This is a genomic window from Paenibacillus tyrphae, assembly GCF_024158745.1.
GTDB lineage: Bacteria > Bacillota > Bacilli > Paenibacillales > NBRC-103111 > Paenibacillus_G > Paenibacillus_G tyrfis_A.
In genome coordinates, this window is the sequence record NZ_JAMZAW010000001.1 from 326,952 (window position 1) to 353,365 (window position 26,414).

At 55.1% G+C, this 26,414-nt stretch carries 25 protein-coding genes; 4 read left to right on the top strand and 21 right to left on the bottom strand.

Translation table 11 applies throughout. The annotated features are described in order from the left end of the window. Window positions 1-60 precede the first annotated feature (60 nt). Complete coding sequence (locus NI000_RS01535) at window positions 61-1,671, top strand: YifB family Mg chelatase-like AAA ATPase (RefSeq protein WP_253407051.1); 1,611 nt, start codon at window positions 61-63, stop codon at window positions 1,669-1,671. On the opposite strand, the gene NI000_RS01540 is transcribed toward NI000_RS01535, so the two are convergent. The 10 genes from NI000_RS01540 to NI000_RS01585 form a co-directional block, all read right to left on the bottom strand. After that, window positions 1,668-2,042: a YraN family protein gene (locus tag NI000_RS01540; RefSeq protein WP_253407052.1), complete on the bottom strand. Its 375-nt coding sequence runs from the start codon at window positions 2,040-2,042 to the stop codon at window positions 1,668-1,670. The two genes, NI000_RS01535 and NI000_RS01540, sit on opposite strands and share 4 nt — an antisense overlap. After that, window positions 2,039-2,335, bottom strand: a complete 297-nt coding sequence (locus NI000_RS01545; RefSeq protein WP_054972431.1) for an EscU/YscU/HrcU family type III secretion system export apparatus switch protein — start codon at window positions 2,333-2,335, stop codon at window positions 2,039-2,041. Before NI000_RS01545 ends, NI000_RS01540 begins: the two co-directional genes overlap by 4 nt. Continuing rightward, a complete protein-coding gene (locus NI000_RS01550; protein WP_253407053.1) occupies window positions 2,332-4,641 on the bottom strand; it encodes a hypothetical protein in 2,310 nt (769 codons plus the stop codon). Before NI000_RS01550 ends, NI000_RS01545 begins: the two co-directional genes overlap by 4 nt. A gap of 134 nt (window positions 4,642-4,775) precedes the next feature. Then, on the bottom strand, window positions 4,776-5,384 hold the full coding sequence (locus NI000_RS01555) for a ribonuclease HII (protein WP_253407418.1): 609 nt from the start codon (window positions 5,382-5,384) through the stop codon (window positions 4,776-4,778). 91 nt (window positions 5,385-5,475) lie between these two features. Further along, on the bottom strand, window positions 5,476-5,964 hold the full coding sequence (locus NI000_RS01560; protein ID WP_253407055.1) for a hypothetical protein: 489 nt from the start codon (window positions 5,962-5,964) through the stop codon (window positions 5,476-5,478). A gap of 258 nt (window positions 5,965-6,222) precedes the next feature. Further along, window positions 6,223-6,870, bottom strand: coding sequence for a polysaccharide deacetylase family protein (locus tag NI000_RS01565; protein ID WP_253407057.1), 648 nt, complete (start codon window positions 6,868-6,870; stop codon window positions 6,223-6,225). An 86-nt stretch (window positions 6,871-6,956) separates the two neighbouring features. Beyond that, window positions 6,957-8,288 (bottom strand): FAD/NAD(P)-binding protein, encoded by a 1,332-nt coding sequence (locus NI000_RS01570; protein WP_253407058.1) that lies wholly within the window; start codon window positions 8,286-8,288, stop codon window positions 6,957-6,959. A 22-nt stretch (window positions 8,289-8,310) separates the two neighbouring features. After that, on the bottom strand, window positions 8,311-8,781 hold the full coding sequence (locus NI000_RS01575; RefSeq protein WP_309247863.1) for a GNAT family N-acetyltransferase: 471 nt from the start codon (window positions 8,779-8,781) through the stop codon (window positions 8,311-8,313). Window positions 8,782-8,832: 51 nt separating this feature from the next. Next, window positions 8,833-10,236 (bottom strand): MATE family efflux transporter, encoded by a 1,404-nt coding sequence (locus tag NI000_RS01580; RefSeq protein WP_253407059.1) that lies wholly within the window; start codon window positions 10,234-10,236, stop codon window positions 8,833-8,835. Window positions 10,237-10,606: 370 nt separating this feature from the next. Next, a complete protein-coding gene (locus tag NI000_RS01585; RefSeq protein WP_253407061.1) occupies window positions 10,607-12,526 on the bottom strand; it encodes a beta-N-acetylhexosaminidase in 1,920 nt (639 codons plus the stop codon). A 122-nt stretch (window positions 12,527-12,648) separates the two neighbouring features. Between NI000_RS01585 and NI000_RS01590 the strand changes: the two genes are divergently transcribed. From NI000_RS01590 to NI000_RS01600, 3 genes are read left to right on the top strand one after another with little or no spacing between them, the layout of a single operon-like run. Further along, window positions 12,649-13,500 carry a MurR/RpiR family transcriptional regulator gene (locus NI000_RS01590; protein ID WP_253407063.1) on the top strand — a complete coding sequence of 284 codons (852 nt, stop codon included), beginning with the start codon at window positions 12,649-12,651 and terminating at the stop codon, window positions 13,498-13,500. A 26-nt stretch (window positions 13,501-13,526) separates the two neighbouring features. Next, window positions 13,527-14,744, top strand: a complete 1,218-nt coding sequence (gene nagA, locus NI000_RS01595; protein ID WP_253407072.1) for an N-acetylglucosamine-6-phosphate deacetylase — start codon at window positions 13,527-13,529, stop codon at window positions 14,742-14,744. 51 nt (window positions 14,745-14,795) lie between these two features. Next, a complete protein-coding gene (locus NI000_RS01600) occupies window positions 14,796-15,539 on the top strand; it encodes an MOSC domain-containing protein (RefSeq protein WP_253407074.1) in 744 nt (247 codons plus the stop codon). A gap of 129 nt (window positions 15,540-15,668) precedes the next feature. Here the strand turns inward: NI000_RS01600 and ylqF are convergent, their stop codons facing one another. The 11 genes from ylqF to smc form a co-directional block, all read right to left on the bottom strand. Next, a complete protein-coding gene (ylqF, locus tag NI000_RS01605) occupies window positions 15,669-16,547 on the bottom strand; it encodes a ribosome biogenesis GTPase YlqF (protein WP_253407076.1) in 879 nt (292 codons plus the stop codon). A gap of 23 nt (window positions 16,548-16,570) precedes the next feature. Beyond that, entirely contained in the window at window positions 16,571-17,167 is a 597-nt protein-coding gene (lepB, locus tag NI000_RS01610; RefSeq protein WP_010501086.1) for a signal peptidase I, read from the bottom strand. 73 nt (window positions 17,168-17,240) lie between these two features. Further along, window positions 17,241-17,582 carry a 50S ribosomal protein L19 gene (rplS, locus tag NI000_RS01615; RefSeq protein WP_010501088.1) on the bottom strand — a complete coding sequence of 114 codons (342 nt, stop codon included), beginning with the start codon at window positions 17,580-17,582 and terminating at the stop codon, window positions 17,241-17,243. A 232-nt stretch (window positions 17,583-17,814) separates the two neighbouring features. Further along, window positions 17,815-18,582: a tRNA (guanosine(37)-N1)-methyltransferase TrmD gene (gene trmD, locus NI000_RS01620; RefSeq protein ID WP_253407081.1), complete on the bottom strand. Its 768-nt coding sequence runs from the start codon at window positions 18,580-18,582 to the stop codon at window positions 17,815-17,817. After that, a complete protein-coding gene (gene rimM, locus NI000_RS01625; protein WP_253407085.1) occupies window positions 18,579-19,103 on the bottom strand; it encodes a ribosome maturation factor RimM in 525 nt (174 codons plus the stop codon). Before rimM ends, trmD begins: the two co-directional genes overlap by 4 nt. 78 nt (window positions 19,104-19,181) lie before the next feature. Next, window positions 19,182-19,412 carry a KH domain-containing protein gene (locus NI000_RS01630; RefSeq protein WP_010501094.1) on the bottom strand — a complete coding sequence of 77 codons (231 nt, stop codon included), beginning with the start codon at window positions 19,410-19,412 and terminating at the stop codon, window positions 19,182-19,184. Between the two features lie 22 nt (window positions 19,413-19,434). Next, on the bottom strand, window positions 19,435-19,707 hold the full coding sequence (gene rpsP / locus NI000_RS01635; protein WP_010501096.1) for a 30S ribosomal protein S16: 273 nt from the start codon (window positions 19,705-19,707) through the stop codon (window positions 19,435-19,437). 38 nt (window positions 19,708-19,745) lie between these two features. Further along, window positions 19,746-21,113, bottom strand: coding sequence for a signal recognition particle protein (gene ffh, locus NI000_RS01640; RefSeq protein WP_253407087.1), 1,368 nt, complete (start codon window positions 21,111-21,113; stop codon window positions 19,746-19,748). 30 nt (window positions 21,114-21,143) lie between these two features. After that, window positions 21,144-21,494: a putative DNA-binding protein gene (locus NI000_RS01645; RefSeq protein ID WP_253407088.1), complete on the bottom strand. Its 351-nt coding sequence runs from the start codon at window positions 21,492-21,494 to the stop codon at window positions 21,144-21,146. Between the two features lie 112 nt (window positions 21,495-21,606). Further along, window positions 21,607-22,611, bottom strand: coding sequence for a signal recognition particle-docking protein FtsY (ftsY, locus tag NI000_RS01650; RefSeq protein WP_054974207.1), 1,005 nt, complete (start codon window positions 22,609-22,611; stop codon window positions 21,607-21,609). A gap of 32 nt (window positions 22,612-22,643) precedes the next feature. Further along, on the bottom strand, window positions 22,644-26,219 hold the full coding sequence (gene smc / locus NI000_RS01655; protein WP_253407090.1) for a chromosome segregation protein SMC: 3,576 nt from the start codon (window positions 26,217-26,219) through the stop codon (window positions 22,644-22,646). Window positions 26,220-26,414: the final 195 nt, after the last annotated feature.

The following is a 26,414-nucleotide window of genomic DNA, read 5'->3' on the forward strand; positions in this document are numbered from 1 at the left end:
AGTACGGCCGATAAGGAAGCACCTTTCGCCATGAATCGACATAGGAAAGGTGTGTTTTTTATGTACGGAAAAGTGGTAAGCGCTTGTCTGCATGGCGTGGACGGAAAGCTGGTCGAAGTCGAGGTGGATCTGAGCAACGGTTTGCCGCAAATGATGATTGTCGGGCTCCCCGATGTGGCCATCAAAGAATCGATGGAGCGTGTTCGGACCGCGATTAAAAATTGCGGGTTTACGTTCCCATTGCAGCGGATCACGGTAAATCTGGCGCCGGCGGATTTGCGCAAAGAAGGCTCTGCCTTCGACTTGGCCATCGCCCTCGGCGTTCTCCAAACGAGCGGACAACTGCCGGACGAAGCGCTAAGCGATACGTTGATTATCGGGGAGCTTGCTCTGGACGGTTCCGTCCGGTCGGTCCCCGGCGTCTTATCGATGATAGCAACGGCCAGGGAACAAGGAATAGCGCGTGTGATCGTACCGACGGAAAATGCGGAAGAAGCCGCTTGGATCGGAGGATGCGAGGTTCGCTGCGTTCGGCATTTGAGTCAGTTTCGGCGCTCTGAGGGAAATGCGGAAGGGGCTGTTACTGACGGAGCCGAGGAATTGAATCCCGGGCCGATGCTATCTTTAGCGGGAAGCGGGTTATTGTCCGGTCCCAAAACGGCTGCTTCTCGGGAAACGAGAAAAGCGGAGGACGATTATGCGGACGTCAGCGGACAGCTCCATGTCAAACGGGCGCTCATGATCAGCGCGGCCGGCATGCATAATTTCATCCTTATGGGTCCTCCAGGGACCGGCAAAACGATGCTGGCCAAAAGACTCCCTACCATTTTGCCGCCCATGAGCGATTCGGAGTCGCTGGACGTCACGAAAATTTACAGCGCTTCGGGAAAATTTGCCGACCGGCGGCAGCTCATCCGTGAGCGACCGTTTCGGATGCCTCACCATACGATTTCCGCCGGAGGCCTTGTGGGAGGCGGGGGCATCCCCAAGCCCGGTGAAGTAAGCTTGGCGCATCGCGGCGTACTTTTTCTGGACGAGCTTCCGGAGTTTTCCCGGGTCGCCCTGGAAGTGCTGCGCCAACCGATGGAGGACCGGTTCGTGACCATCGGCCGCGCGCGGGCCGTTTACCGGTTCCCCGCGCATTTTCTACTCGCAGCCTCGATGAATCCGTGTCCTTGCGGGTATTGGGGGGCGGCGAGCGATCAGCATGACTGCGTATGCAGTCCGCTTAAAATATCGCATTATCGCGCGAAAATTTCCGGGCCGCTCTTGGACCGGATCGATCTGCACGTCGAAGTGCCAAGAATCGAGTATAAGGACTTACGCGGACCGCAGCAGCCTTTGTCGTCTTCCGAAATGCGCGACGCCGTGGAGCGGGCGCACGAAATCCAAAAGCACCGATACGCTGAGTCAGGCATCATGTTTAATAGTGAGCTTAACGGCAAAAAGCTGAGGGAGCATGTGATACTGGACCCTCCCTCCGCGCAGCTGCTGGAGCGGTCATTTGCAGTGCTCGGTTTGAGCGTGCGCGCGCATGACCGGATTCTGAAAATCGCGCGTACAATCGCCGATCTGGAAGGGCAGTCCGAGATCCGGGCAGATCATGTGGCCGAGGCGCTGCAGTATCGGGTGCTCGATAAAAAAATAAATCCGCATACGCTTTTCGGTTAAAAAGCGTTGCGGATATGCTCGAGCTCCCGGACGGCGCCCGCCGGGTCCGTTTGGATCGAGATCACGTCGAAACGGACTTGCTTGTCCTGGAGCCGCTGCATATGCATGTATACTTGAGCGGTCTCCATCACCTGCCGCTGCTTGCGCGCATGGACCGACTCCTGCGGCGTGCCGAAGGTCCCGCCTATGCTGCGGGTCCGTACCTCGATAAAAACCAAGATCTCGCGATCCTCGGCAATCAAGTCGATTTCGCCGGTCCGGCAGCGCCAGTTTCGGGCCCGAAGCTTCAATCCTTGCCTCAGCAAATGATCGGCCGCTGCCGCTTCGCCGAGGGCTCCGAGCTCCTTGCGGCTGAGCCGGGTTTCCTTCATCGGACATCGCTCCTCCATTCTTTGGCCCGTTGATCCGAACGGTAAATATAACTAAGCACCTCGGCGACCAGTTTATAAAGCTCCGGCGGTATCTCTTGATCCAAGTCAAGCTTGGACAATACTTCGACCAGGGAGGCGTCTTCCTGAATCGGAACTCCGCTTTCCTTGGCTTTCTCCATAATTTGCTCGGCGACCCTGCCCTTCCCTTTGGCGATAACCTTCGGGGCATCCGACATTTCGGGGGCGTACTTTAGGGCCACCGCTTTTTTTAACCCGACTGGTTTCTCCTTCATATCCGAATATCCATTCCCTTATACGGTTTTTGCGAGTATGTGTTCGGCAGGCGACCGGCTCCGGGATGGTTAAGAGTCTCGGCAAAAGCCGAAACGGCTTCATTGCCCTCCTGAACGGCTTTCGTCGGATACGGGCTGTATTTCATCGATATAAATTGATAGCCGATGGACGCAAGTCCGGCCGCAATCTCCTCTTTGTGCGCTTCCAGCAGCTCCTGCGTAAAGGGCGAATCGTTATGAACATGCAGGCTGACAATGCCGTTTACGACCTGCACGTCAACCATGGTATCTCCAAGCATTTTCATGCGCAGATCGAACACAAGCCGACAGTTGCTGGCGTCCAGGCTGCCGTTTTTGCCTTTACGCGATTGAATATGAACCGCAGCCGTCTGTTCGCCGCCGGCATGCATGATCGGCACAAACAGCGTGAGATGGGAAAGCATCGCATTCCGGTCGGCGCTCAACATGAGCTGCTGTCCGGTAATTTGCTGCACCGCCTGCTGGGCCGCGTCCTTCAAGCCTTGCGGAGCATCGGAAGCCTGCGACAGCTGCATCAGCAGGCTTTTGAGCGTATCTGCCGATTTGGCAAAGTCGGCTTGCGCACCGACTGATGCGTGAGACAATCCCGACTGCGGAGCATCCGGCATGGTCCGCTCCAGCAGCTTCATCGCCTGATGCTCATGTTCGATGCCAAGCGTTTTCATAAGGCGCCCGATCAAGTTGCCGCCCTCTTGCGGCGCTTGTACCGGCTGCGCCGCCGCTTGCGCTCCCGCGCCTGCGCTCGCCCCCGGCTGCGCCGCTGCTTGCGCTCCTGCGCCTGCGCCCGCTCCCGGCTGCGCCGCTGCTGGCGCTCCCGCGCCTGCGCCCGCTCCCGGCTGCGCCGCCGCTTGCGCTCCCGGGCCTGCGCTCGCTCCCGGCTGCGCCGCTGCCTGCGCTCCCGCGCCTGCGCCCGCCCCCGGCTGCGCCGCCGCTTGCGCTCCCGCGCCTGCGCCCGCTCCCGGCTGCGCCGCTGCCTGCGCTCCCGCGCCTGCGCCCGCTCCCGGCTGCGCCGCTGCTTGCGCTCCCGCGCCTGCGCTCGCCCCCGGCTGCGCCGCTGCCTGCGCTCCCGCGCCTGCGCCCGCTCCCGGCTGCGCCGCTGCTTGCGCTCCCGCGCCTGCGCCCACTCCCGGCTGCGCGGCCGCTTGCGCTCCCGCGCCTGCGCTCGCTCCCGGCTGCGCCGCTGCTTGCGCTCCCGCGCCTGCGCTCGCCCCCGGCTGCGCCGCTGCTTGCGCTCCCGCGCCTGCGCTCGCTCCCGGCTGCGCCGCCGCTTGCGCTCCCGCGCCTGCGCTCGCTCCCGGCTGCCCTGCTGCCGCTCCCGCGCCTGCGCTCGCCCCCGGCTGCGCCGCCGCTTGCGCTCCCGCGCCTGCGCCCGCTCCCGGCTGCGCCACTGCTTGCGCTGCGCCTGCGCCCGCCCCCGGCTGCGCCGCCGCTTGCGCTCCCGCGCCTGCGCTCGCTCCCGGCTGCGCCGCTGCCTGCGCTCCCGCGCTTGCGCCCGCTCCCGGCTGCGCCCCGGCTTGCGCCCCTGCGCCTGCGCTCGCTCCCGGCTGCGCCCCGGCTGGCGTCCCCTCTCCACCGTTGGGTTTCGCCCCGATCAACAAAGTCGCCGTATCGCGAAGCTGTTGAACAAGCTGCCGCACGTTTTGCAGCAGCTCACGGCTTTGCGGCGACAGCGAAGCGTTGCCATCCAGCTCGCGTCCTGCAAGCTGTCCGAGCTGATCCAAAACCTCATGAAACGGCGGCCCCTGCACCGCCTGCCGCACCGAAGCGACCGTCTCCGGAGTTAGCGGCAGTCCTTTTTGAAACGCGATAACAGCCGAAGAAAGCCATGCTTCTTGCGGCATATTCGGAGGCATTTGAGCCTGCAGCTTCGCAAACGCCTGCACATTCTCCTTCGTCAACGTTACTCCGGCCTGATGCAAAAGCTGCACCAACTGCCGGTTTGCCGGAGAATCAGGGAGTCCCATCGTTTTCACGATATCCGCGAGAGATCCGTCCGATATTTGCACGCTCGACTGCAGCGGCTTAAGGACCACCTGTCCGCCCGACGATTCCGGCTGCACTTGAAGCATTGTCACTTCCCCCGGCTTCAGCGGCGCTTCGAGCTGTGCTCGTACCTGCACCCCGCCGATGTTGACCACAGCATCTTGCTCCGGTCCAACCTGAAGCACCATGCCCTTCACCACTTGCCCGACCTTCAGCTCCAAAGCTTTCGGCTCCGCCGCCTGTGCGTCGCCCGCCAATCCCCGGATCAATCCGCTGATATTCATCGCTGCCGCTCCTTCCATCTATACAAATAAAGCCGGCCTGGGCACCGCTTGAACGTCTCCCTGCCGGCTGCATTTCCGGTTCATTATATATATCGGCTGACCGCCGGGCTTTTTTCAGCGCGGACTTGCAGCGACTAGAACAGCACCTGCTGTTCGTAAACGATGTTTCTTAGAAACGTTTTGCGATGCATTGGCGACGGGCCATATTCCGCCAGACGCTCCCGATGCATTTTTGTCGCATATCCTTTATGTATCGCAATGCCGTACTCCGGAAATTTCATATCCCATTGCAGGCACATGCGGTCCCGTGTCACCTTCGCAATAATGGAAGCGGCTGCGATCGACTGGCTTAAAGCATCACCGTGTATAACGGCAAGCTGCTCCACGTCCACATCGACTTTCTCGGCATCGACAAGCAGCGAATCGGGAATGGGGTCCAGTTGTTCGACCGCACGTTTCATTGCGAGCCGTGCTGCCTGCTTAATATTGATCCGTTCGATCGTGTCGACGTCCGCCATCCCGATTCCGATGGATAGCGCCTCCTGCTGGATCAAATCATACAACGCTTCCCGCTTTTTCTCGCTTAACTTTTTCGAATCGTCGACGCCTTCGAGCACAAGGCCTTTTGGCAAAATAATCGCCGCAGCCACCACATCACCGAATAAGCAGCCCCGTCCGACCTCGTCAACTCCGGCCACGAGCGTCCTTCCTCGACCCCAGAGCTCTTGTTCGTATTCCAGCATTTCCTCACCCGCATTTCCTGCACCAAAATTCGACCTTGTCATTCGCCATGATGTTCCATTATACCGCAGGATTCGGGACCTGCCTATCCCCTTACGCATAAAACCGCGAATTCAAGCTTTTTCTCGTTTCGTCCAATAAATGTAAAATTACTTTTTTTCCTTCTGCCGTCAACGTATAGTACTCTGCGGAACGACCCAGATCCACGAACAAACGGTCGTTATTTTGCGCAAGCCAAAAGTACAGCAGATGCTCTCTGCCATCCTTCAAGCTCAAAGCGATCGACATGTCGGGGGGCCGAATGTCCAGCTTGGCCGTCTCCGCAGTCGCTTCCTGTATCGCTTCGAGAAACTGTCCGATCGCATCCCGGGAAACGATCGAACCTGTATTGCCCGACGAATCGGTAATGAGCAGGCTTGTAATATCTTCCGCCCGAAGTTGCTGCGGCTGGCCCCAAGTCCGTTTTCCGGCGGCAAAATCTATTCCCGCCTCGTAATTGCAAGCACTGAGCAATCCGATGCCGAACAAAGCGGTGACAACGGCCACCCGCATCCGTACTTTCCATCCGTGCATTCCGTTCATTTTCTCCCGCCTTTCAGCAGCTGTAACTATAAATACAGGACGTCGCGCACAGCCGTTTTGTTTCTTCTTTCCAACCAAAAATTTTCAGGGCCTGTCCATTACGGCCGCCTCAAAAAAAACAAAAAGGACCCGATTATGGAAAACCATAATCAAGTCCATGAACGCTATTGCCGAACTCGGCTGCAAGAGAGGAGAACGGAGCGCATTTATATAAATACATATTTTTGAATAAATATTCATTATTGGATATGAAAACTCCTATACTTGCAAAATCATCGCTTCATTATAACTGCGCATCATTTGGGACACAGTTACCAATTTGTAGTTATTCCCAATCAAATGCGGAAGCAGCATTTCGATGGCCTGCACCGTCTGGCTGCGGTCCTCGTCCGGATCGTCTCCGCTGCCGTCGTGAAATAAAATAATATCGCCCGTTTGCAGCGTTTCCAGCACCCGCTCCACAATCGTGTCGGCGCCTGGGAGACTCCAGTCCTTCGTGTTTTGATGATCCGGCCATATCACCGTATGGAGCCCGAGCCGATCGGCCGCCTCGACGGTATGCTTATTGAATTCGCCAAAAGGGGGGCGAAACAAGGCAGGCTCGATTCCTGTAATTTCTCGAATAATTCCGTTCGTCGTTTCCAGCTCGTTATAAACATCCTGTCTTTCGCATTCGGGCAAAGCAGGGTGGCTGTACGTATGGTTTCCTATTTCGTGCCCTTCTTCAACAATACGGCAAAGGAGGTCCGGGTACTGCTTGGCATAGGAGCCAATAACGAAAAAAGTGGCATAAGCGTGGTGCTTCTTAAACAAATCCAGAATTTGCGGAGTATAGACCGGATTCGGACCGTCGTCGAACGTGAGCGCGAGTTGTCGTTCCCGCGAAGGCAATTGATAGATGATCATCGTAACTCTCCCTTCCAAGAGGAAAATAAAAAGGAGAGGCGTTCGCTTCCTCTCCGAAAGCACGAGGTCCTCGGGTCGGATCGTCGCTAACCCTTCGATGCCATCGCCGTCTCGGATAATCGTTCGTACAAGACGTTGCCTAATTCCTCCGCCACCCGGTACACGGCCAGTATACTTTCCACGTGGGTTTCAAGAGCATCCTGGTTCAATAAAGGGCCGATGACAAAGCCGTTGTCCGCTCCCTCAAGCTCGTAAGAATTCGGCCGCAATTGGAAGCCCCGCAAGGAAGCGTTCATTTTAAAATGATTTTCGCGCGCCCGCAAATTGCTAATCAACGGGGAATCCGTCCGGTTCACGCGTCCCGCTCCGGTGCAGTTCACCACGATATCCGCCGTCAGCTCGATTCTCCCCTCCAGTCCATCCGCTTCGATATACAACCGCCCGTCTGCCTTGCTGTCAAAATGGACAATTTTTGCTTGCGTGGCGGTGACAAGCCCTTCCGCTACAAAGCGGGCAGCGATCTCGATGTACTCGCGCGCCGACGGACGCTGGCCGCCTGACGTCAGAGCTTCGTTCTCTTCGCCTTCGAAGACGCCGCCCGGCAAATACCCGCTTGAGGAAACGACATTGATGCTGCGCACGGCAGAGAGCAGCTCCGCACGGTTCGACAAAAAATAGATCACCTCAATCGCCGAAGCGTTCGAGCCTGCGACCAAGATGTCCAGCTTCCGGCCGAACACTTTGGCGCGCTTCGCAACCGTCTGTTCCAGACCGGCATAGGCATCCTCGTACAAATCGTGGATGTACCCCTCGTCCACGCTCAATCCGCAGCTATTGCTGCGCGGAATGCATCCCGTTGCCAGCACGAACGCCCGGCTTTGAAAGCTTGAATCGTCAGCCAGCCGGATTTTAAAGCCGGATGCCTCCGGCTCGACATCCGTTACCTCTCCTGTAACGAACCCAACCTTGGCCAAATTTCGCTCTTCCGCCAGTTGCACCGTTTGGCGAAGCAAGTGCTCGATGTAGAAGCCGAACAGCTTCCGGGGCACATAAAGCTCGTCTACCTGCCCGCTTTCGAGCTGCACCTTGTATCGAAATATCCAAGCCTGCAGCAATCGATCTTCATGATGGACGCCTTCATGGACCAGCTCCTTATAATGCAGCGACAGCCAGTCCCGAAACGGTTTCGGCGTCGATTGGGCAGCCGGTTCAATCAGCAAAAATCCGGATGGGCTTTGTTTCCCGTAAGGAATCCCGCGTCCGAATTCGCCGAAACGGTCAATCACGACGATTTCAATCGGCTTTTCTCCCGCTTCTTTGCCCGTTTCCAGCAATCGGTTCAATACATGAATGACCACCCGGCTTCCCGACAAGCCTCCGCCGGCGACAACCAAATCGGCATGATTAAGGTTCATCATCGCTTCTCGCCCACTCCTTTTTCTAACTATCTTTTCCACGCAATCTGTCGATATAAATCCCCGGATTCGACCCTTCGATATCGATAGCGCCCACAACCCGCGCATAGAATGGAGCCGCCTCCTTGGGACCGCCTATAATGGCATAGGCGTAGCCCATATCCGCCATCGCATGCAAGCAATGCAGCAGCAGCGCTTTGCCTACCTGTCCGCCCCGATAAGCCTCGCCCACTCCGATCGGACCGAAAAAATTCCGGTATGTCGCCTCGTAGCAAGCAAACCCGATAATTTCGCCGTCCCGGGTGGCGATAAAGCTGCTGACCGGAGAATTGGAAAACGTGACGTCGCACTCGCTCATCCAGCCTTTGCTAAAATTGGTTTGTACCCATTCCAGCACCTGATTTTTTTCATAAGCTCTCGGACGGCGCACCAGGATGCCCTTCTCGCGCAGCACATTAATATAGTCCTCCAACGGAGGCAGTTCATAAAGTTTCACTAATCTGTCCAGCATTTCCACGATCGCTTCACCTCAAAATAATTTTCAATATTACATCGCCGAATACGTCTGCTCGCGCGTCTTAACCGTGACAAGGTTCCGAACCCATTTGCCTTGCCGGATGCGGTAAAGCGTCATGCATGCCTTCACAAGATCTTCCATGATGACCAGAATAAAAATTTGCGGCAAGCTCCACTTCAAGACGAATGCGCCCACTAAAGCAAGCGGAATGCCTATCAGCCATTGTCCGGTAAAATCAATCACCAGTCCCGCCTGCAAGTCTCCTCCGCTGCGCAGCACCCCGCTAATCCCGACGGCATTGATCGTTTTCAGCCAAAACGTGAGCGCCATGATCATATACACTTGGAACGCCGTATCGATTAACGAGTCGTCGATCGCCCCGTACAACCCGATGATCGGACGATAAAACAACAACAGCAGCGATCCCAGCGCCAACGACAGCAAAAGACTGATCATGAGCATCCCTTTAGCTTGTTCAATTACCGCATTAAAGCGTTGTTGTCCAAGAGTATGTCCCAGGAGCACGGCCGTCGCCGTTGCGCATCCTTGCTCAAAAGCGGCACTGAAAGAATCGACGGTCGCCATCATCGACATAATAGCCAACGCTTCAGTGCTGATCTTTCCGTAAATGACATGATACAAGAAGATACCCGTAGACCAGATAAAGCCGTTGACGGTAGCCAGCACGGATATTCGGACAAACTGTATTAAACGATCTTTGGTGATATAACGGATGAAATCGTTCGGAACGAACGCCAGGGGGTGTTTTGTGAAGTAAATCATTGCGGTGAGCAGCAAGGCCTCCGCCACACTGCTGATCAGCGTAGCATAGGCAGCCCCCATGATGCCTAACTGGGGAAACCCGAACTTTCCAAAAATAAGCAGGTAGTTGAGCAGCACATTCAAAGCGACGCCTCCGATGCTGAAGTACATCGCTGTGGAAGCTTGTCCGATGGCTCGAAGACCGACGCCAAACACATTGACAATCGCTAAAAAAATGACGCTTAACGAAATGACGCCCAAAAACTTCGATGCGATATCGGCAAGATGGCTATCGGATGTGGCCAGCCCCATAACGACCGCCGGATTGGCGGTAAAGAAGAGCAGAACCGGCAGCACGACAAGCACAAACGCCATCCCGAAGCTGAGACCCAGAATTCCTTTGACACCGGAAAGATTGTTCGCTCCCCAATATTGGGCGGCCAGAACGCCGCAACCGCTGCTGAGGCCGACTAGCAGCACGATCGGAATCATCATCGCTTTGCTGACAATACCGACCGCAGCCACTTCGGTTTGTCCCAACGTCCCGACCATAAGGACATCCGACAAATTCCGCGACGACAACATAAGCACCTGAATAATGACAGGAATCGCCGTCGCAATAAAACTGACGAAAAATGCTTTTTCAAAGCCAAAAAGCTTTCTTGTTTTCATCCCGGTTCTCCCTATCGTATGTCTCTTCATCCTTTCGCCGACTGTGTTGCAGACCGGCGAATCTTTATCGCCGTCACTATTTCTCGTATGCTCGCCAAGCATTCACTCCTTTTTATGGTTTATTCTCCATCCCCGGTTTCCCCTAACCTCCATCAGGGAAACTTTTTCTACTAATCCAATAAATAGTAAACACTATTTATTAAAAGGATATTATCAAATATTTCCCATTGGATCAATAGGTTTTTATGGATTTAAAATGTATAATTTTTACTAAGAGAACCGTTGTTCATTGAGGGTTGAAAATTAGAAAAGCCTCTTGCGCCATAACGCAGAGGCGGACTCTTGAAAACCAAGCGCGCTTTTTTTTCGGTCAAAATATCGGCAGCACATGGAAAAACACATTCGGCGAAGCAATTCGAAAATAATAGCTGCTCCAGCCTGCGCCTTTGTTGTTAAAACGATTGCGCTGGCCGAACACCAACCGCTCCTGTTCCAATTCCTCGAGTTTATCGACTCTGCCCTCCGCATAATCCAGCAGTCGCGCGCTTGTGCTCTCCAGCCTTGTCAGAATGCCGCCATACCGGATATCGAGCACTTCCCATCCAAAAGGCTTATACATCGCGTGCCATTGGTTCCGATGGGCGATCCGCAGCGCGTTGACGCGTCGGGAAAGCTCGGGAAGCACATTCAGGGCCGCATCTTTAAGCTTTTCCAGTTGACCGTTGTCGTAAGCCTGCTTCAGGTCAATGCCCAATTGGCTTTTTAACGCCAGCACCCTGCACAATTGTTCCGGCACCTCGAACAAATAATCAAGATCCGCCTCCGGATTGCGTCGCTCATGAATCGCTTGTTCCAACTGCGCATAATGCTCCGACAGCTCCAAACCCTCGATCTGCTTGTCAAACAACCCCAACAGCACATCCTGCCACAGCAAAAACTTGGACGGATTGCTCTGCTCCGTATTGTCCGGCACGCTCCCCGGCGTTTCATCCAAATATTTCAGATTGAGAAACGTCTCCGCATCAATGCCCGTACAAAACTTCACTCTTTGATGCAATTGTTCCGTGTTCACTTCCTCCGCGTAAGCATGTTCCGCATACAATTGAATGCCGAGCAGCGCATTGAAGTGGTTATTTTCCATGCCATCGTCGCCCCACATGGCCGCATGCACTTGCTTCACGCCCTCTTTTTTGCAGGCTTTCAAAGCTGCCTCGGACGTTTTCAAAGAAAGCCCGTAGTTCGTACCAAAGCAGTTCCACGTCCAGATGCCGCCAAGGAAAATCGGATTTTGACCTCGGTCCAATTGACGATGAAGATCAATCAGATACGAATAGTCCTTTTCTTCCGTATGGAAAAAGTCCCAGTAAACTAACCGTACGTCGCTCGGAATCACGCTCACCATTTCCTCGGGAAGCTCCACGTTTTTCACGAACACGTAATGATCGCCCTCGGCCTTGGAAGCCATCTTCAAAAACATATCTCCGTACATGCACGGCTCCAAGCCGAGCTTGTGCGCAATTTCGCGCACCTTGGATAAGTGCCGGATCATCACGTCGAACCGGTCCTTGTAACCGAAACGGTCCAGGTATTTCCCTCTTCCCAGTTCCTCCGCTTCGTCCATGCCGATGTTCACCTTTTTACTGCGAAACGGAGCGGTTGCAGCTGCAAGCATTTTCTCAATCAGCTCGTACGTCGGCTCGTATTCGGACAGCAGCACGCCTCTCGTGTCCCTGTAATGCGCCGCCTGCTCCCATTTCAAAAACTCCTCCAGATGCGCGTAAGTCTGGATGCTGGGATAAGCTTCGATGCCAAAGATGTCGGCGTAGTCGTCAATCGCTTTCAACTCGGAGAACGAATATCTCCCCCGCATGTAGCCGAAATAAGGCTCGCCCTCCAGCTCGTACACGTCTTCCATGTAAAGAACCATCGAATTGAGCCCCATCAGTGCGAGTTTGCGTATCCATTCTTTAAAGCTGTCTACCGTCAATACCGCATTGCGGGACAAGTCGAACTGCGGTCCGATCGCATCGAACTGCGGATGCTCCTTGATATGGAACGATTCTTTCTCGCCGTAATGCTGAATAAACAATCCTAGAGCGCGAAAAAATTCATGCTTTTTCCCATAGCGGATCGTTCCATGCCCTTGTTCCAGACGAACCTCCAGCACATTCGGCGTCCGCTCCACATGCACCGGAATTCCGTCATCCGACAGCGTAAACCGCAATTCCTCCGCCAACAGCCCAATCCCGGCAGACAGCTCTTCCGTTTGCCCTTCAAACTTTATTCTCATCGCTTATCCCTCCAAACTTGTATAAATACAAAAAAACATTGATATGTAACATTATTACGTATATTATTATATTGCGAGGAATTATATTACGTCAATGAATAAATCACAAGCAGGTGAAGGTCATGAACAATGCCGGTGTATTGCTGCAAAGCATGCTCGATACGCTGCATCCGGCTGAAAAACGGGTAGCCGAGTATATCCTCAAACACCAGCAGCAAATTAGCCAAATTTCCGTGCAAAAGCTCGCCGAGGACACCGAAACCAGCGTAGCGACGGTCGCCCGGCTTGCCCAGCGCGCCGGCTTCAGCGGATACCGCGAGCTAAAGTTCGCGCTGCTTTCCGCCGCGGCCGCCATTCCGAAGACAGACGACCATTTTGACGATATTCGTCCCGGTATGGATTCCGCCCAAGTGATTCAACAGCTTACCTGTTGGGCGAAGAAATGTATCGAGGATACCGCGCAGGTTCTTTCCCCCGAACAGGTCGACCGGGCTGTTACCGCGCTGCTGAACGCTTCGAAAACAGCTTTTTTCGGCGTAGGCAGCTCTTCTTTCGTCGCGATGGACGCCTCTTTCAAGTGGATTCGCCTGAACCGGTGGAGCTTTGTTTACAGCGATCCTCAAGTCATGCTGCTTTCGGGCGTCATGCTTCAGCCAGGGGATGTGCTGGTTGCTATCTCTTATTCCGGCAAAACAAAGGAAACGCTCGAAGTGGCTGCGATGGCCAAGGAGCACGGGGCCACGGTAATCAGCATCACGCAGGTCGGCAACAATCCGCTTCATCAGATGGCGGATATCGGGCTTTGGGTCACGGCGACCGAAGCGGGGATGAAACGGGGCGACATCGGTTCGCGCCTGGCGCAAACCCATGTGATCGATATTTTATACATGTCCATGATCAGCCGTAACTTTACCGACGCCGTCATGCAGTTGGAAGAAACCTACACCATGGTGCGCCAAAAAAGGAAGGACTAAACTAAGAGCAAATGGAGGCGTTGCACATGACGGAGCGCAAACGGGGCGCCGGCCGGCTGGTGCTCAAAGGGACGATTCTCGACGGGAGCGGCAAAGAGCCTTTTAGCGGTTATGTCACTGTCGAGCAGGGCCGGATCGCAAGTGTATTCCCCGAAGAAGTAACGCCTACGGAAGTTATTCCGCAGCCTGATTTTACCGACGCCCCCGTGCTTGATTTCGGTAAGGCATACCTGACCCCAGGCTTGATCGACATTCATCTTCACGGCGGCGCTGGCGCGGATGTCATGGACGGCAGCGCCGACAGCCTGATTCGGATGCTCCGCTACTATCTCGCCCATGGCACCACCTCGATTCTCGCCACCACCTTGACGGCCCCGAAGCCGGACATTGATCGCGCGCTTGCCGCCGCTTTTTCCGTTCAGCAAACGGAGCGCATCGGCCAGGTGATCCAGGGCGTCCATCTCGAAGGGCCGTTCCTCAGTTCCAAATGGCCGGGCGCCCAGCACCCGCAGTGGATTTGCAGCCCGCAGACCGCATGGCTGCGCGAATGGACTGCCCGCTTCCCCGGACTCATTCGCATGCTGACGCTTGCCCCCGAACTGGAAGGAGCCCAGGAGGCTGTCGCTTATGCCTTGGAGCAAAACATCATCGCCGCTTGCGGACATTCCGACGCTACCTACGATCAGGTGCGGACTGCCATCGGGTGGGGAGTTTCCCATGCCGTCCACTGCTGCAATGCCATGCGTCCGTTTCATCATCGGGAACCTGGGGTTGTGGGGGCGGTGTTTCTGCACGACGAGCTTAGCACCGAAATCAATGTAGACGGGTATCATCTGCATCCGGCAGCAGTGGAATTGATTTTAAGACTGAAGCAGGACCGCGTCTGTGTAATTACGGATTCCATGCGCGCCGCGGGAATGACGGACGGCGTCTACCATTTGGCCGGACTGGAGGTACACGTCAAGCAAGGGGCTGCCCGCTTCGCCGACGGCACGATTGCCGGAAGCACCATTCCTTTGGTGCAATCGGTACGAAATCTCGTGCAGAAGCACGGCAAATCGTTACCGGAGGCGGTGAAGCACGCGACCTCGATTCCGGCGGGAATCGTAAAGCTGCACAACAAGGGGCTTTTAAAAGCCGGGTATGACGCGGACCTTGTCGTGCTGGAGCCGGAGGGGCTGCAAGTGAAGCGTGTCATGCTTGGCGGGGATTGGTATGATCCCGAGACCCATGATTTTGCCTAAACGGGGAGAAGCATTAAGTTCACAAGCGTTCATTTCAGGGAGGGGCTCGCATTGAAATCCATTGGTGTCATTCAAGCCATTTACCGGTATCCCGTTAAGTCCTTTCAAGGGGAGCGCCTGACCGCGGTCGATATCGAGCGGTACGGATTATACGGAGACAGAGGGTACGCCTTTATCGATCATACGCGTTCAACCGATGCTTCCCGGTCCAACAAAAAGCTGAACGCCAAATTTGTTCCTAAGCTGCTCGCTTACTCCAGCAAATACATCGCCGACAGATCGGACAACGAATTTCCGCCAATCCAGGTAACGGCCCCCGACGGCCGGATATTTCAATGGGACGAGGAGCTTTTTGAAGAAATTCGGGCCGTCGTTTCTCCGCGGGAAATTTCTCCCCGGAAGTATTCCTCCAAGTATGACGACCTGCTGGGGGTTGATGAAGCAAGCATTTTGATTACTACGGATGTTTCTCTGGCCGAGCTGGAAAAAATCATTGGCGTGGAAACCGACATGCGCAGGTTCAGGCCCAACTTCGTCATTCGTTACGACGATCCGCAGCCCTTTGAGGAATTTGATTGGATCGGGAAAACCGTCCAAATCGGAGATACGAAACTGGAGATATACAAAAAATGCCACCGATGCAGCATGGTAAACGTAGATCCGGATCACAATACCGTAAACCCGACCTTCCTAAAGCATATTGCCAAGCATCTAGATGCCTGTTTTGGGGTGTATGCCAGAGTCATTCGGACCGGAACCGTTACCGTTGACGATCCCGTTTATTTGCTCGACTAAATTTCAAATAAAAAAGAGCGATTCGTTCCTTTACGAATTCGCTCTTGCAGGATAAATTTTATATCGTTCCCGATGCGCGCCGTGCCTCTCACAGCGCGCGTTGCGGCGTTTATGGCTATTCATTCATGGTCAGGTTGTAGCGGCATCGTCAGGCGCTTCGAGACTAATGCGTCCCAGCTTGCCCGCCCTCAGCTCGCGCAGAATGGCCAGTGAGGCCTTCTCCAGATCCACCCGTCCTCCGCTCATCAGCGCGCCGCGCTTGCGGCCTACGGCTTCCATCAGAGCCACAATCGCATCGGTATCCGCCGGGTCTTGCGGAACCTCTTCTACGCCAAACCGTTCTTTGACCGCTTGTGCGTAATGCTCAGTCAAGTAACGCATGGCGAACAGAGCAATTTCCTCCACCTGCAAAATCTCTTCCTTAATCGCTCCGGTCGCTGCCAAACGCAGACCGACCGACTGATCTTCAAACTTCGGCCACAAAATCCCGGGCGTATCGAGCAGCTCCATCTCAGTGCCGACTTTAATCCACTGCTGACCTTTGGTTACCCCCGGCTTGTCTCCGGTTGCGGCGATTTTACGTCCGGCCATCCGGTTGATCAGGGTCGATTTTCCGACATTCGGAATTCCGACAATCAACGCGCGGATCGCTCTCGGATTCATCCCTTTGCGCAGCTGCGCCTGAATTTTCTCCGACAGCAGCTCCTTGCTGCGCTGCATAATTTCTTTCACCGGATTGCCGCCTACGGAATCGATAGGTATCGCTTTCAACCCTTGTTCGGCGAAAAACTCAATCCACTGCCGGGTAACTTCCGGGTCCGCCAAATCGTGTTTGTTCAGCAGAACCAATCGCGGTTTATTTTGCAATATTTCATCGATCATCGGGTTTCGGCTGGATAACGGTACCCGCGCATCCAAAAGCTCGATCGCCATATCAATCAGCTTCAGCTTCTCTTGGATTTGCCGCCTTGCCCGTGTCATGTGACCCGGAAACCATTGGATCGTCATCTGAGTCACCTCAATCTGTTTACCTACTGCCGGTTCGGACTATTGAAATGAACCAGGCTAATTTTATTGAACGGCCAGAATATCAGGTCGGCACGTCCGACAATTTTATCATAATTGACAAAGCCTACAGACGGGTCGCGGCTATCCGAGCTGTTCGAACGGTTGTCGCCCATCACGAATACGCTGCCCTCGGGAACTGTCTGCTCCGGGAAATTTCTTGTGTTATAGGGTCTCCCTTCCGAGGCCGCTTTATCCAACGCCGGCTTCAGATAGGTTTCGTCCACCAATTGGTTGTCCACATACACCTTGTCGCCCTCGACTTTAACCTTTTGGCCCGGCAAGGCAATGACGCGCTTTATGTAATCTTTATCTTTGGTCGCATGAAACACGACGACTTCCCCGTGCTCCGGCTTCCCGAACTTGTAAATAAACTTATTGACGATGAGCCGCTCTCCCGTATAGAAATTCGGCTCCATGGAAGGCCCTTCCACAATGAACGGGGCGAAAACGAGCCAGCGTATAAAAAACACGAGGGCCGCCGCAATCAGCAGCGCTTTGATCCATTCCCAAGCTTCATTTTTGACGGGATTCGTTTTTTCTACGGTTTGATCCTGCTCCATTAGCTTTCCTGCCCTTTCGCCAGAGTGGGTAAAAAACGAAAAGGGACTTGGTGTGCAAGCCCCTTTGTTTTCGTTATCGAATCTCTTGAATTCTTGCTGCTTTACCGCGCAGACCGCGAAGATAGTAGAGCTTCGCGCGACGGACTTTACCACGGCGAGCCACTTCAATCTTATCGATCTTTGGAGTATGAATCGGGAACGTTCTCTCAACGCCGACACCGTAAGAAATTTTTCTTACTGTGAACGTTTCGCTGATTCCGCCGCCGCGGCGCTTAATAACAACGCCCTCGAACAGCTGGACACGCTCGCGCGAACCCTCGATAACCTTAACATACACTTTCAAAGTGTCGCCAGGACGAAAGCTCGGAATGTCGCTGCGCAGTTGTTCCTTCGTAATCTCTTGGATCAAGTTCATGGATGACTCCCTCCTTCCACACAGGTGTTCATGCCGCTGCTATTAGATGTCGGTTCTTCGATGTCACGCGCAGAGGACCACCGTATTCAAGCAAATTGCCACAACGTTTTATATCATAGCATAAAGTCGAGGGAAACACAACCAGTTCTTTTATTGGCAATGCCTCCAAATTAAAAAACCGCCTTGGCTCATGCTTCTGCGCATGACGCAAAACGGTTTTTCCTGAGGCCTGTCATTCCGGCTTACCGGGGACATCCCGTCCTAAACGCTCCTGCGCTTCCCATTCGTCAAGCCAGCGGCGCTCTTTAGGCGTGAGCCCGATCCCTTCCAGCAAATCCGGACGTTTCTTCCATGTGCGCTCCAGCGACTGCTTTCTGCGCCACTCTTCGATATTCCCATGGTGGCCGGAGATCAGCACTTCGGGAACCTCCCAGCCGCGGAAATTCGCAGGTCGGGTATAATGAGGGTATTCCAGCAGTCCGGTGCTGAACGAATCCGTCACCGCCGATGTTTCGTTGCCCAGCACGCCGGGAAGCAAACGTACGACGCTGTCGATCACGACCATCGCCGGCAGCTCTCCCCCGGTCAGCACATAATCGCCGATGGACAGCTCGTCCGTCACCAAGTGCTCGCGGATTCGCTCGTCATAGCCCTCGTAGTGTCCGCAGATGAAGATCAAATGCCGCTCCGCCGCAAGCTCCTCAGCCTTTTTCTGTGAGAACGGCTCGCCTTGAGGACACATCAGAATCACGCGGGGCTTCGATTCCAGACCGGAGGTTACATCTTCAACCGCGGCGAACAGCGGCTCCGGCTTCAGCACCATTCCGCCTCCGCCCCCGTACGGATAGTCGTCCACCGTATTGTGCTTGTTGTTCGCGTAATCCCGGAAATTGACCGTATTTAGCTCGACTAAGCCTTTTTCCCGTGCCTTCCCCAAAATACTCGAAGTAAAGACCCCGTCGAACATCGCTGGAAAAAGCGTCAGCACATCGATTCTCATAGGTCAAGCAAGCCTTCCATCAGGCGGACCGTAACCTTCTTCTCGTTTATGTCGACGTTCAGCACGACATCGTCGATATAAGGAAGCAGCAGCGGTTTGCCGGCCGGACGCTTGATGACCCATACGTCATTCGCTCCGGGCGACAAAATTTCCGAGATCGCACCCAACTCTTCGCCTTCTTCCGTAATGACTGTACAGCCGATAATTTCGTGATAGTAGTACTCGTCTTCGGGAAGCTCGGATAAGTATTGTTCTTCGACTTTTAACAGCCAGCCTTTATATTTTTCCACTTCGTTGATGTTTGTGAAGCCCTGGAATTTGATGATGAACATGTTTTTTTGCTCTCGGGCCGCTTCTACCGTAACAGGGAGCTGCGTCCCTTGCTCGGGATGGACAAAGACCAGCTTGCTGCCTTTGGCAAAGCGCTCGTCCGGAAAATGCGTTTCCGGTACGATTTTAAGCTCGCCGCGGATGCCATGCGTATTGACAATCTTTCCAACCGTATACAACTTTTCGCTCATAGGACCCTCCCGGGTTTGGAATAGGAGCTTATAGGAAGAGAAAAGAGTTAGGATCAGCTCCTAACTCTCATGTTTCCCTTATGACACGATTTCAACCGAAACACGTTTCGGTTCTTTCACTGCAGCGGATGTGACTACGGTGCGAAGCGCCTTGGCAATACGTCCTTGCTTGCCGATCACCTTGCCGACATCGTCAGGGTGTACCGACAGCTCAAATGTAATGCTGCGGTCATCCTCGACCGTATTCACGCGTACTTCTTCAGGATGATCCACCAACGCCTTGGCGATAACGGTAATAAGATCCTTCATCGTACCCTCCGAATCTTACAGATTACTTCTGCAGTTTAGACTCGTGAAATTTTGTCAAAATGCCAGCTTTGCTGAACAGGCTGCGAACCGTATCGGAAGCTTGTGCACCGTTTTGGAGCCATTTCAGTGCTTTTTCCTCGTCGATATTCACAACGGCTGGTTGAGCAACCGGATTGTATGTGCCAATCTCTTCAATGAAACGACCGTCACGCGGGGAACGGGAATCCGAAACCACCACGCGGTAGAAAGGAGCTTTGTGAGCACCCATACGCTTCAGACGAATGCGAGTTGCCATGTATATCACCTCCTCAATAGAGTTAAATATCGTTTATCTCAAAACGGGAATTTCATCCCGCGTCCGAGCTTCTTGAGGTTCTTCAGCTGCTTGGCCCCTTTGGGCCCCATCATGCCGGAGAACTGCTTCATCATCTTGCGCATATCTTCGAACTGCTTGATAAACCGGTTGACATCCTGCACGGAATTGCCGCTGCCCGCAGCCAGACGCTTGCGTCGGCTCGGACTGAGCAGATCCGGATTTTGCCGTTCTTCTTTCGTCATCGATTTGACGATCGCAGCGACGCGAGACATTTGCTTATCGTCGACTTTGACGTCTTTCATGCCCTTGATCTTACCTGCGCCCGGCAGCATGTCGAGCAATTGGTCCAACGGACCCAGCTTCTTGACCTGCTCCATCTGCTCCAGGAAATCGTCAAATGTGAATTCCGCGGTACGCAGCTTGCGTTCCATTTCCTTCGCCTTGTCGGCGTCGATGCTCGCTTGCGCTTTCTCAATCAGGGTGAGCATATCGCCCATGCCAAGAATCCGCGAAGCCATCCGCTCCGGATGGAACGGTTCGAGCGCATCCAGCTTCTCGCCCATCGCGGCAAACTTGATCGGGCAGCCGGTAACGGCTTTGACCGAAATCGCCGCACCCCCGCGTGTATCGCCGTCGAGTTTCGTCAGTACGACACCCGTCAGCTCCAGTTGTTTATGGAAGCTTTCGGCTACGTTGACCGCGTCTTGCCCTGTCATCGCGTCGACCACCAGCAAAATCTCGTCGGGGCTGACCGCTTCGACGATTTGTTTCAATTCGTCCATCAAGCTTTCATCGATGTGAAGACGGCCCGCGGTATCGACGATCAAATAATCGTTGTTATGATCCTTCGCATGCTGCAGCGCCTGCTTCGCAATCTCAACCGGGCTTACTTTGTCGCCCAGCGAGAACACCGGAACCTTCAGCTGCTCGCCCAGCACTTGAAGCTGTTTGATCGCAGCCGGACGGTAAATGTCGCCTGCCGCCAGCAGCGGCCGGTGGTTTTGCTGGAGCAACAGCTTCGCGAGCTTGCCGGTCGTCGTCGTTTTCCCCGCGCCCTGCAGACCGACCATCATAATGACCGTCGGCGGCTTGTTCGCCCGCGCCAGCTTGCTTTGCGTCCCGCCCATCAAGGCCGTCAGCTCTTTATTTACAATATCGACGACAACCATCGCCGGAGTAAAGCTTTGCAGCACTTCTTGCCCGATCGCCCGTTCCTTCACCTTGGCGATGAATTCCTTGACGACCTTAAAGTTGACATCCGCCTCAAGCAGCGCAAGCCGTACTTCCCGCAGCGCCTCGTTTACATCGTCCTCGGTCAGCTTGCCTTTTCCTCTTAGCTTACTGAATACACTTTGCAGCCGGCTGGATAGTCCTTCGAATGCCACAGGTCGTCACCACCTTTCGGAGGGAATATGTTAGTCCAATTCGTTAAGCTTTTCCACAACGGCCTGAATCTCCATGCGTTGAGGCTCCGGCAGACTGCCGCTAAGCGCCTCAAGCTGCCGCAGAAGCCGCTGCCGTTCTTCATGCTTCTCCAGAAGCCGCAGCTTGCCTTCGCAATCCTCAAGTACCGATTCGGCCCGTTTAATATGTTCGTAAACCGCTTGACGGCTGATGCTGAATTCCGATGCGATCTCGCCAAGCGAATAATCATCGTGAAAATAATGCTTCAAAAACATTTGCTGCTTTTCCGTCAGCAGCCGCTCATAGAAATCGAACAGCAGATTAATCCGATTCGTCTTTTGAAGGACATTTTCCTCCGTCATTCGTGCCTCACCCCCGTTAAGGTAAAACACTTTACAGCAAATCAACCTCACTTATCATACTGAAACTGAAGAGGGATGTCAAGCTTTTCTCCTTGTCAGGCAAAAAGCCGGCTTATTGACCGGCTTTTTCCTCTTCTTTTTCCGACTCGGCAATCCATTTGCTGAACAGCGCATGCACGAACTGATCGGAGTCGAACGCTTGCAGATCGTCCATTTTCTCGCCGAGGCCGACGAATTTGACCGGCAGCTTCAGCTCCTGACGGATCGCGACGACAATGCCACCTTTTGCCGTTCCGTCCAGCTTGGTCAGCACCAGGCCGCTCAGACCGGATTTCTCATCGAACAGCTTCGCCTGCTGCAAAGCGTTCTGTCCGGTCGTCGCATCGAGCACCAACAGCACTTCGTGCGGCGCTTCCGGCACCTCGCGGCGGATGACGCGGTAAATTTTATTCAGCTCTTCCATCAGGTTGACTTTGTTCTGCAGCCGGCCCGCCGTATCGCAGAGCAGCACGTCCACGCCGCGCGATTTGGCCGCATGCAGCGCGTCGTACATGACCGCTGCCGGGTCCGATCCCGCCTGCTGCTTGATCACGTCGACGCCTACGCGGCGTCCCCATTCTTCCAGCTGCTCGATCGCTCCGGCACGGAACGTATCTCCGGCGGCAAGCAGCACTTTTTTACCCTGGGATTTCAGCATATGCGCCATTTTGCCGATCGTCGTCGTTTTGCCGACGCCGTTGACGCCTACGAACAAAATGACCGTGAGGCCGGATTCGGCCATGCGCAGCCCGGTTTGCTCCTGCCCTTTGAGCAGCGCGATCAGCATCTCGGACAAAATCGGCTGCAGCTCGCTCGGGTTCTCGATTTTGCGTTTGCGGACTTCGGCCCGCAGATCCTCGATCAGCTTCAGCACCGTGTTCACGCCCACATCGGCGCCGATCAGAATTTCCTCCAGTTCCTCATAAAAATCCTCGTCGATTTTTTTGCGGCGGGAGAACAGATCCTCTACGCGCTCGACAAACACGTCTCTCGTTTTGGCCAAGCCTTCCTTGAATTTATTCGTCACCGTTTCGGCTTTGGTCGAAATCGCTTCTTTCAATCGTTTAAAAAAGCTCACGGGGCACCTACCTCAATCTCAATATATCGGCATCAGCCGGCTTCCATAATGGCTTCGTCATCTTCCAGACGGACGGATACGAGCTTCGAAACGCCGCCCTCTTCCATCGTCACGCCGTACAGCACGTCGGCTTCCTCCATCGTGCCTTTGCGATGCGTTACGACGATAAATTGCGTCGACATCGAAAATTCGCGCAAATATTCGGCAAAGCGCGTCACGTTCGCCTCGTCCAGCGCCGCTTCGACCTCGTCCAGCACGCAGAACGGCACGGGTTTGACGCGGATGATCGAGAACAGCAGCGCAATGGCCGTCAGCGCCCGTTCGCCGCCGGAGAGCAGCTGCAAATTTTGCAGCTTTTTACCCGGAGGCTGCGCTACGATCTCAATGCCCGTATCAAGCAAATTGTCCGGCTCCGACAAAATGAGGTCGGCCCGGCCGCCGCCGAACAGCTTGCCGAAGACGACGACAAAATGCGAACGGATCGCATCGAACGTGGAGCGGAACCGTCTTCCCATCTCCTCGTCCATCTCGCGGATCACGAGATAAAGCGCTGTTTTGGCCTCCACCAGATCGTTCTTCTGCTCCGCCAAAAACAAGTATCGCTCGTTAACACGCTGATACTCTTCAATCGCCCCGAGGTTGACTTCCCCGAGAATGGCGATTTCGCGCTTCAGCTCGCGAACTTTATTTTGGGTGCCCAGCACATCCTCCGGCACGGGATAGCGCTCTTTCGCCAACTCATAGCTGAGCTCGTAATCTTCGGAGAGCTTTTTGAGCAGGTTCTCCAGCTCCACGTCCAAGCGGTTCACCCGAACCTCCGTCTGATGGAGCTGTTCTTCGATCTGCCTGAGCTGGGTGCGCTGCTCCTTGGTTTTGCTTTCCTCGGCTTCGAGCTTGGCCACCCATTGCGCCCGCTCCGCGCGCTTCATGTCCAGCTGCTCCGCGCATTGCTGCTTCTTCAGCTTCAGATCGTTCAACTGCTCGATCTGCTGCACGGATTCCTGCTCGTGATTCGCCATGTCGGAGTCGAGCTGCCGCTCCAGCTCGCAGTTCGTTTCCAGCTCGTGCTTGATCGTCTCCAGCTCATTGCGGGAACGACGCTCCTGCTCGTGCAGCGACTGCTTCTCCTGCGATTGCGCCGCCACCTTCACCTTCAGATCCGTGAGCTGCGTTTGCAGCTCCTCCTTCTCCGACTCGCTCGCCTTGCGGCGGATTTCGGCGTCGCGGATCGCCTGCTGCAGCTCGGCCTCCTGCCGCTGCAGCCGCTCCTGCGCCTCAAGAGCTTCCGTCCGGCGGCGCTCCAGATCGCTGCGCTCGGCCGCCAGCGTTTCGCCGTCGGCGCCGTACAGCGCAAGCTGCTGGGCCACCTGCTTCGCTTCATGCTCCAACGGCTCAAGCGAGGCGCGAATCTGCTGCTCCTCGATCCGCCGGTTCTCGCCTTCCACCCGCAGCTCGTCCAGCTTGCGCGTCGTTTCGCCGATTTCGCGGCGCAGCTCCTCCGCTTTGGCCCGGAAGCTTTTCAGTTGGGTTTCGGACAGTGAAATGTCCTTATCCATATCTTCAATTTGCCGTTGACGGCTCAGAAGACTGGTCGTTTTCTTCTGCTGGCTGCCCCCGCTCATCGAGCCGCCGGGGTTCACGACATCGCCCTCCAGCGTGACGACGCGGTACCGGTACTGCACCCGGGCCGCGATCCGGTTAGCAACCTCCAGCGTATTCGCAATGATGACATTGCCGAGCAAGCTGCCGGCAATTTGCCGGTACGTATCTTCAAATTGCACCAAATCGACGGCGATGCCGACAAAGCCTTCCATCCCTTGAATCTGGCGCTGTTCGCCCTCCGGAATGGACCGGCTGCGAATAACGTCCAGCGGCAAAAATGTCGCCCGGCCGAGCTGCCGGCGCTTCAGGAAAGCGATCGCATCCCTGCCGTTCGCCTCGTTATCCACGACGATGTGCTGAAGCGCTCCGCCCAGCGCCGTCTCCATGGCAACCTCCACATGGGCTGGCACCTTGACGAGCTCCGCCACCGCGCCGCGAATGCCGCGCAGATCGCCGCGGTCCTTCGCCTTCAGCACTTCCTTGACGCCATGCATAAAGCCGTCATAGTCGTTCGCCATCTCGCGCATCGTATCGCGCCGCGACACCATGGAATCGATCTTCTGCTCCCACTTGCGGACGGCGGCCTGCGCCTCTTCCGAAAGCGTCTGCTTCGATTTCAATCCTTGGCTGAGCTCCAAATACTGATTCCGCACCTCCGCGATCTCGGCCACGGCTTCTTCGAGCTTCTTCTCCAGAGCCGCCTTGCGCTCCGCGATGCTCTCCTGCTGCTCCTGCCACTTGCGGTGCTCGTCGTCGAGCCGGTCCAGCCGGCGGCCAAGCGCTTCAAGCTGCTGCTCGGCATACCGCGCTTCATTGCGGGCATTGGCGGAGTCGTTCAGCACTTCGAGCAGCTCGCCCTTCAGCCGCTCTTCCTCCGCGCTGCTGATGCCTCCCGTCACGCCGAGCAGCCGGTCTTCCTCGGCTTTCAGCCTGACCTGCGTCTCCGCAAGCTCCGCTCCGATCACCGCAATTTTGTTGCGCAGTTGAGCAATTTCAGCCTCTTTATCAAGCACCCGCTGCTCTTGCTGGACGACAGAAAGCCGAATCTGGTTTTTATTGGAAGCGTAGTTTTTTTTCCGCTCCTTCAACACCTCGCCCTGGCCTTCGCATTTCTCAAAATCCTCACTGAGCTGGAGCAGGTGCTGCTGCAATCCTTCAATCTCTTCCTCCAGCCGCCGTGTTTCCCAGCGTTCCTTCTCCAGCTCGGCGTCCTGCTTGCTGATCACGCCGGACAATTCACGCTGCGATTCGCGAAGCTTCTCAAGCTGTGCGTTCGTCTCCGTCCAGCTTGCGTAAATTTGCTCGATCTGATGGACATACATCGCGATCTCGCTGGATTTGAGCTCTTCTTTCAGCTCCTTGAAGCGCACTGCCTTCTCCGATTGCACGCGCAGCGGATCCAGCTGGTCTTCCAGCTCCGACACCAGATCGTGGATGCGCAGCAAATTTTGCTCCGTTTCCTGCAGCTTCTTTTCCGTTTCGCGCTTGCGCGATTTATATTTGACGATCCCCGAAGCTTCTTCAAAAATACCTCGGCGGTCTTCCGATTTCGTGCTCAAAATTTCTTCAATGCGCCCCTGCCCGATAATCGAGTAAGCTTCCTTCCCGATCCCCGTGTCCATAAAGAGCTCGGTAATATCCTTGAGCCGGCAGGGCTGCTTGTTGATCATATATTCGCTTTCCCCGCTGCGATGCACGCGCCGGGTAACCGTCACTTCGCTGTAATCCAGCGGCAGCGACTGGCTCGCATTATCGAGCGTCAGCGAAACTTCGCCGTAATTGACCGCTTTGCGGGCATCGCTTCCGGCGAAAATAATATCTTCCATCTTGCCTCCGCGCAGCGACTTGGCGCTTTGTTCGCCAAGCACCCAGCGGATGCCGTCGGAGATATTGCTTTTTCCGCTGCCGTTCGGCCCGACCACCGCCGTAATTCCTTGAACGAATTCCAGCTCGGTCCGATCGGCAAACGATTTGAAGCCCGAGAGCTCGATACGTTTCAAAAACAACTTGGCTCACCTCTTACGGCTATTGTACCATATTCCGGACCTATAGTAGATACCGTCCCATACAACAGTTCGGCGATCTACTCGCAGGCTGCGATTGACTGGCTGTCGTCTGAACCTGAACGAGATCGTTTTCGACAAACAGTCACGTTTTCCTGCAAAAAAAAGAGTGACGGCCCGCTATACGGCCGTCACCTT

What these genes read in the sequence shown, in the direction of transcription:
- NI000_RS01535 (WP_253407051.1), top strand. Translation starts at nt 61, where the DNA reads ATGTACGGAAAAGTGGTAAGCGCTTGTCTGCATGGCGTGGACGGAAAG.
- NI000_RS01540 (WP_253407052.1), bottom strand. Translation starts at nt 2,042, where the DNA reads ATGAAGGAAACCCGGCTCAGCCGCAAGGAGCTCGGAGCCCTCGGCGAA.
- NI000_RS01545 (WP_054972431.1), bottom strand. Translation starts at nt 2,335, where the DNA reads ATGAAGGAGAAACCAGTCGGGTTAAAAAAAGCGGTGGCCCTAAAGTAC.
- NI000_RS01550 (WP_253407053.1), bottom strand. Translation starts at nt 4,641, where the DNA reads ATGAATATCAGCGGATTGATCCGGGGATTGGCGGGCGACGCACAGGCG.
- NI000_RS01555 (WP_253407418.1), bottom strand. Translation starts at nt 5,384, where the DNA reads ATGCTGGAATACGAACAAGAGCTCTGGGGTCGAGGAAGGACGCTCGTG.
- NI000_RS01560 (WP_253407055.1), bottom strand. Translation starts at nt 5,964, where the DNA reads ATGAACGGAATGCACGGATGGAAAGTACGGATGCGGGTGGCCGTTGTC.
- NI000_RS01565 (WP_253407057.1), bottom strand. Translation starts at nt 6,870, where the DNA reads ATGATCATCTATCAATTGCCTTCGCGGGAACGACAACTCGCGCTCACG.
- NI000_RS01570 (WP_253407058.1), bottom strand. Translation starts at nt 8,288, where the DNA reads ATGATGAACCTTAATCATGCCGATTTGGTTGTCGCCGGCGGAGGCTTG.
- NI000_RS01580 (WP_253407059.1), bottom strand. Translation starts at nt 10,236, where the DNA reads ATGAAAACAAGAAAGCTTTTTGGCTTTGAAAAAGCATTTTTCGTCAGT.
- NI000_RS01585 (WP_253407061.1), bottom strand. Translation starts at nt 12,526, where the DNA reads ATGAGAATAAAGTTTGAAGGGCAAACGGAAGAGCTGTCTGCCGGGATT.
- NI000_RS01590 (WP_253407063.1), top strand. Translation starts at nt 12,649, where the DNA reads ATGAACAATGCCGGTGTATTGCTGCAAAGCATGCTCGATACGCTGCAT.
- nagA (WP_253407072.1), top strand. Translation starts at nt 13,527, where the DNA reads ATGACGGAGCGCAAACGGGGCGCCGGCCGGCTGGTGCTCAAAGGGACG.
- ylqF (WP_253407076.1), bottom strand. Translation starts at nt 16,547, where the DNA reads ATGACGATCCAATGGTTTCCGGGTCACATGACACGGGCAAGGCGGCAA.
- lepB (WP_010501086.1), bottom strand. Translation starts at nt 17,167, where the DNA reads ATGGAGCAGGATCAAACCGTAGAAAAAACGAATCCCGTCAAAAATGAA.
- rplS (WP_010501088.1), bottom strand. Translation starts at nt 17,582, where the DNA reads ATGAACTTGATCCAAGAGATTACGAAGGAACAACTGCGCAGCGACATT.
- trmD (WP_253407081.1), bottom strand. Translation starts at nt 18,582, where the DNA reads ATGAGAATCGATGTGCTGACGCTTTTTCCAGCGATGTTCGACGGGGTC.
- rimM (WP_253407085.1), bottom strand. Translation starts at nt 19,103, where the DNA reads ATGAGCGAAAAGTTGTATACGGTTGGAAAGATTGTCAATACGCATGGC.
- NI000_RS01630 (WP_010501094.1), bottom strand. Translation starts at nt 19,412, where the DNA reads ATGAAGGATCTTATTACCGTTATCGCCAAGGCGTTGGTGGATCATCCT.
- rpsP (WP_010501096.1), bottom strand. Translation starts at nt 19,707, where the DNA reads ATGGCAACTCGCATTCGTCTGAAGCGTATGGGTGCTCACAAAGCTCCT.
- NI000_RS01645 (WP_253407088.1), bottom strand. Translation starts at nt 21,494, where the DNA reads ATGACGGAGGAAAATGTCCTTCAAAAGACGAATCGGATTAATCTGCTG.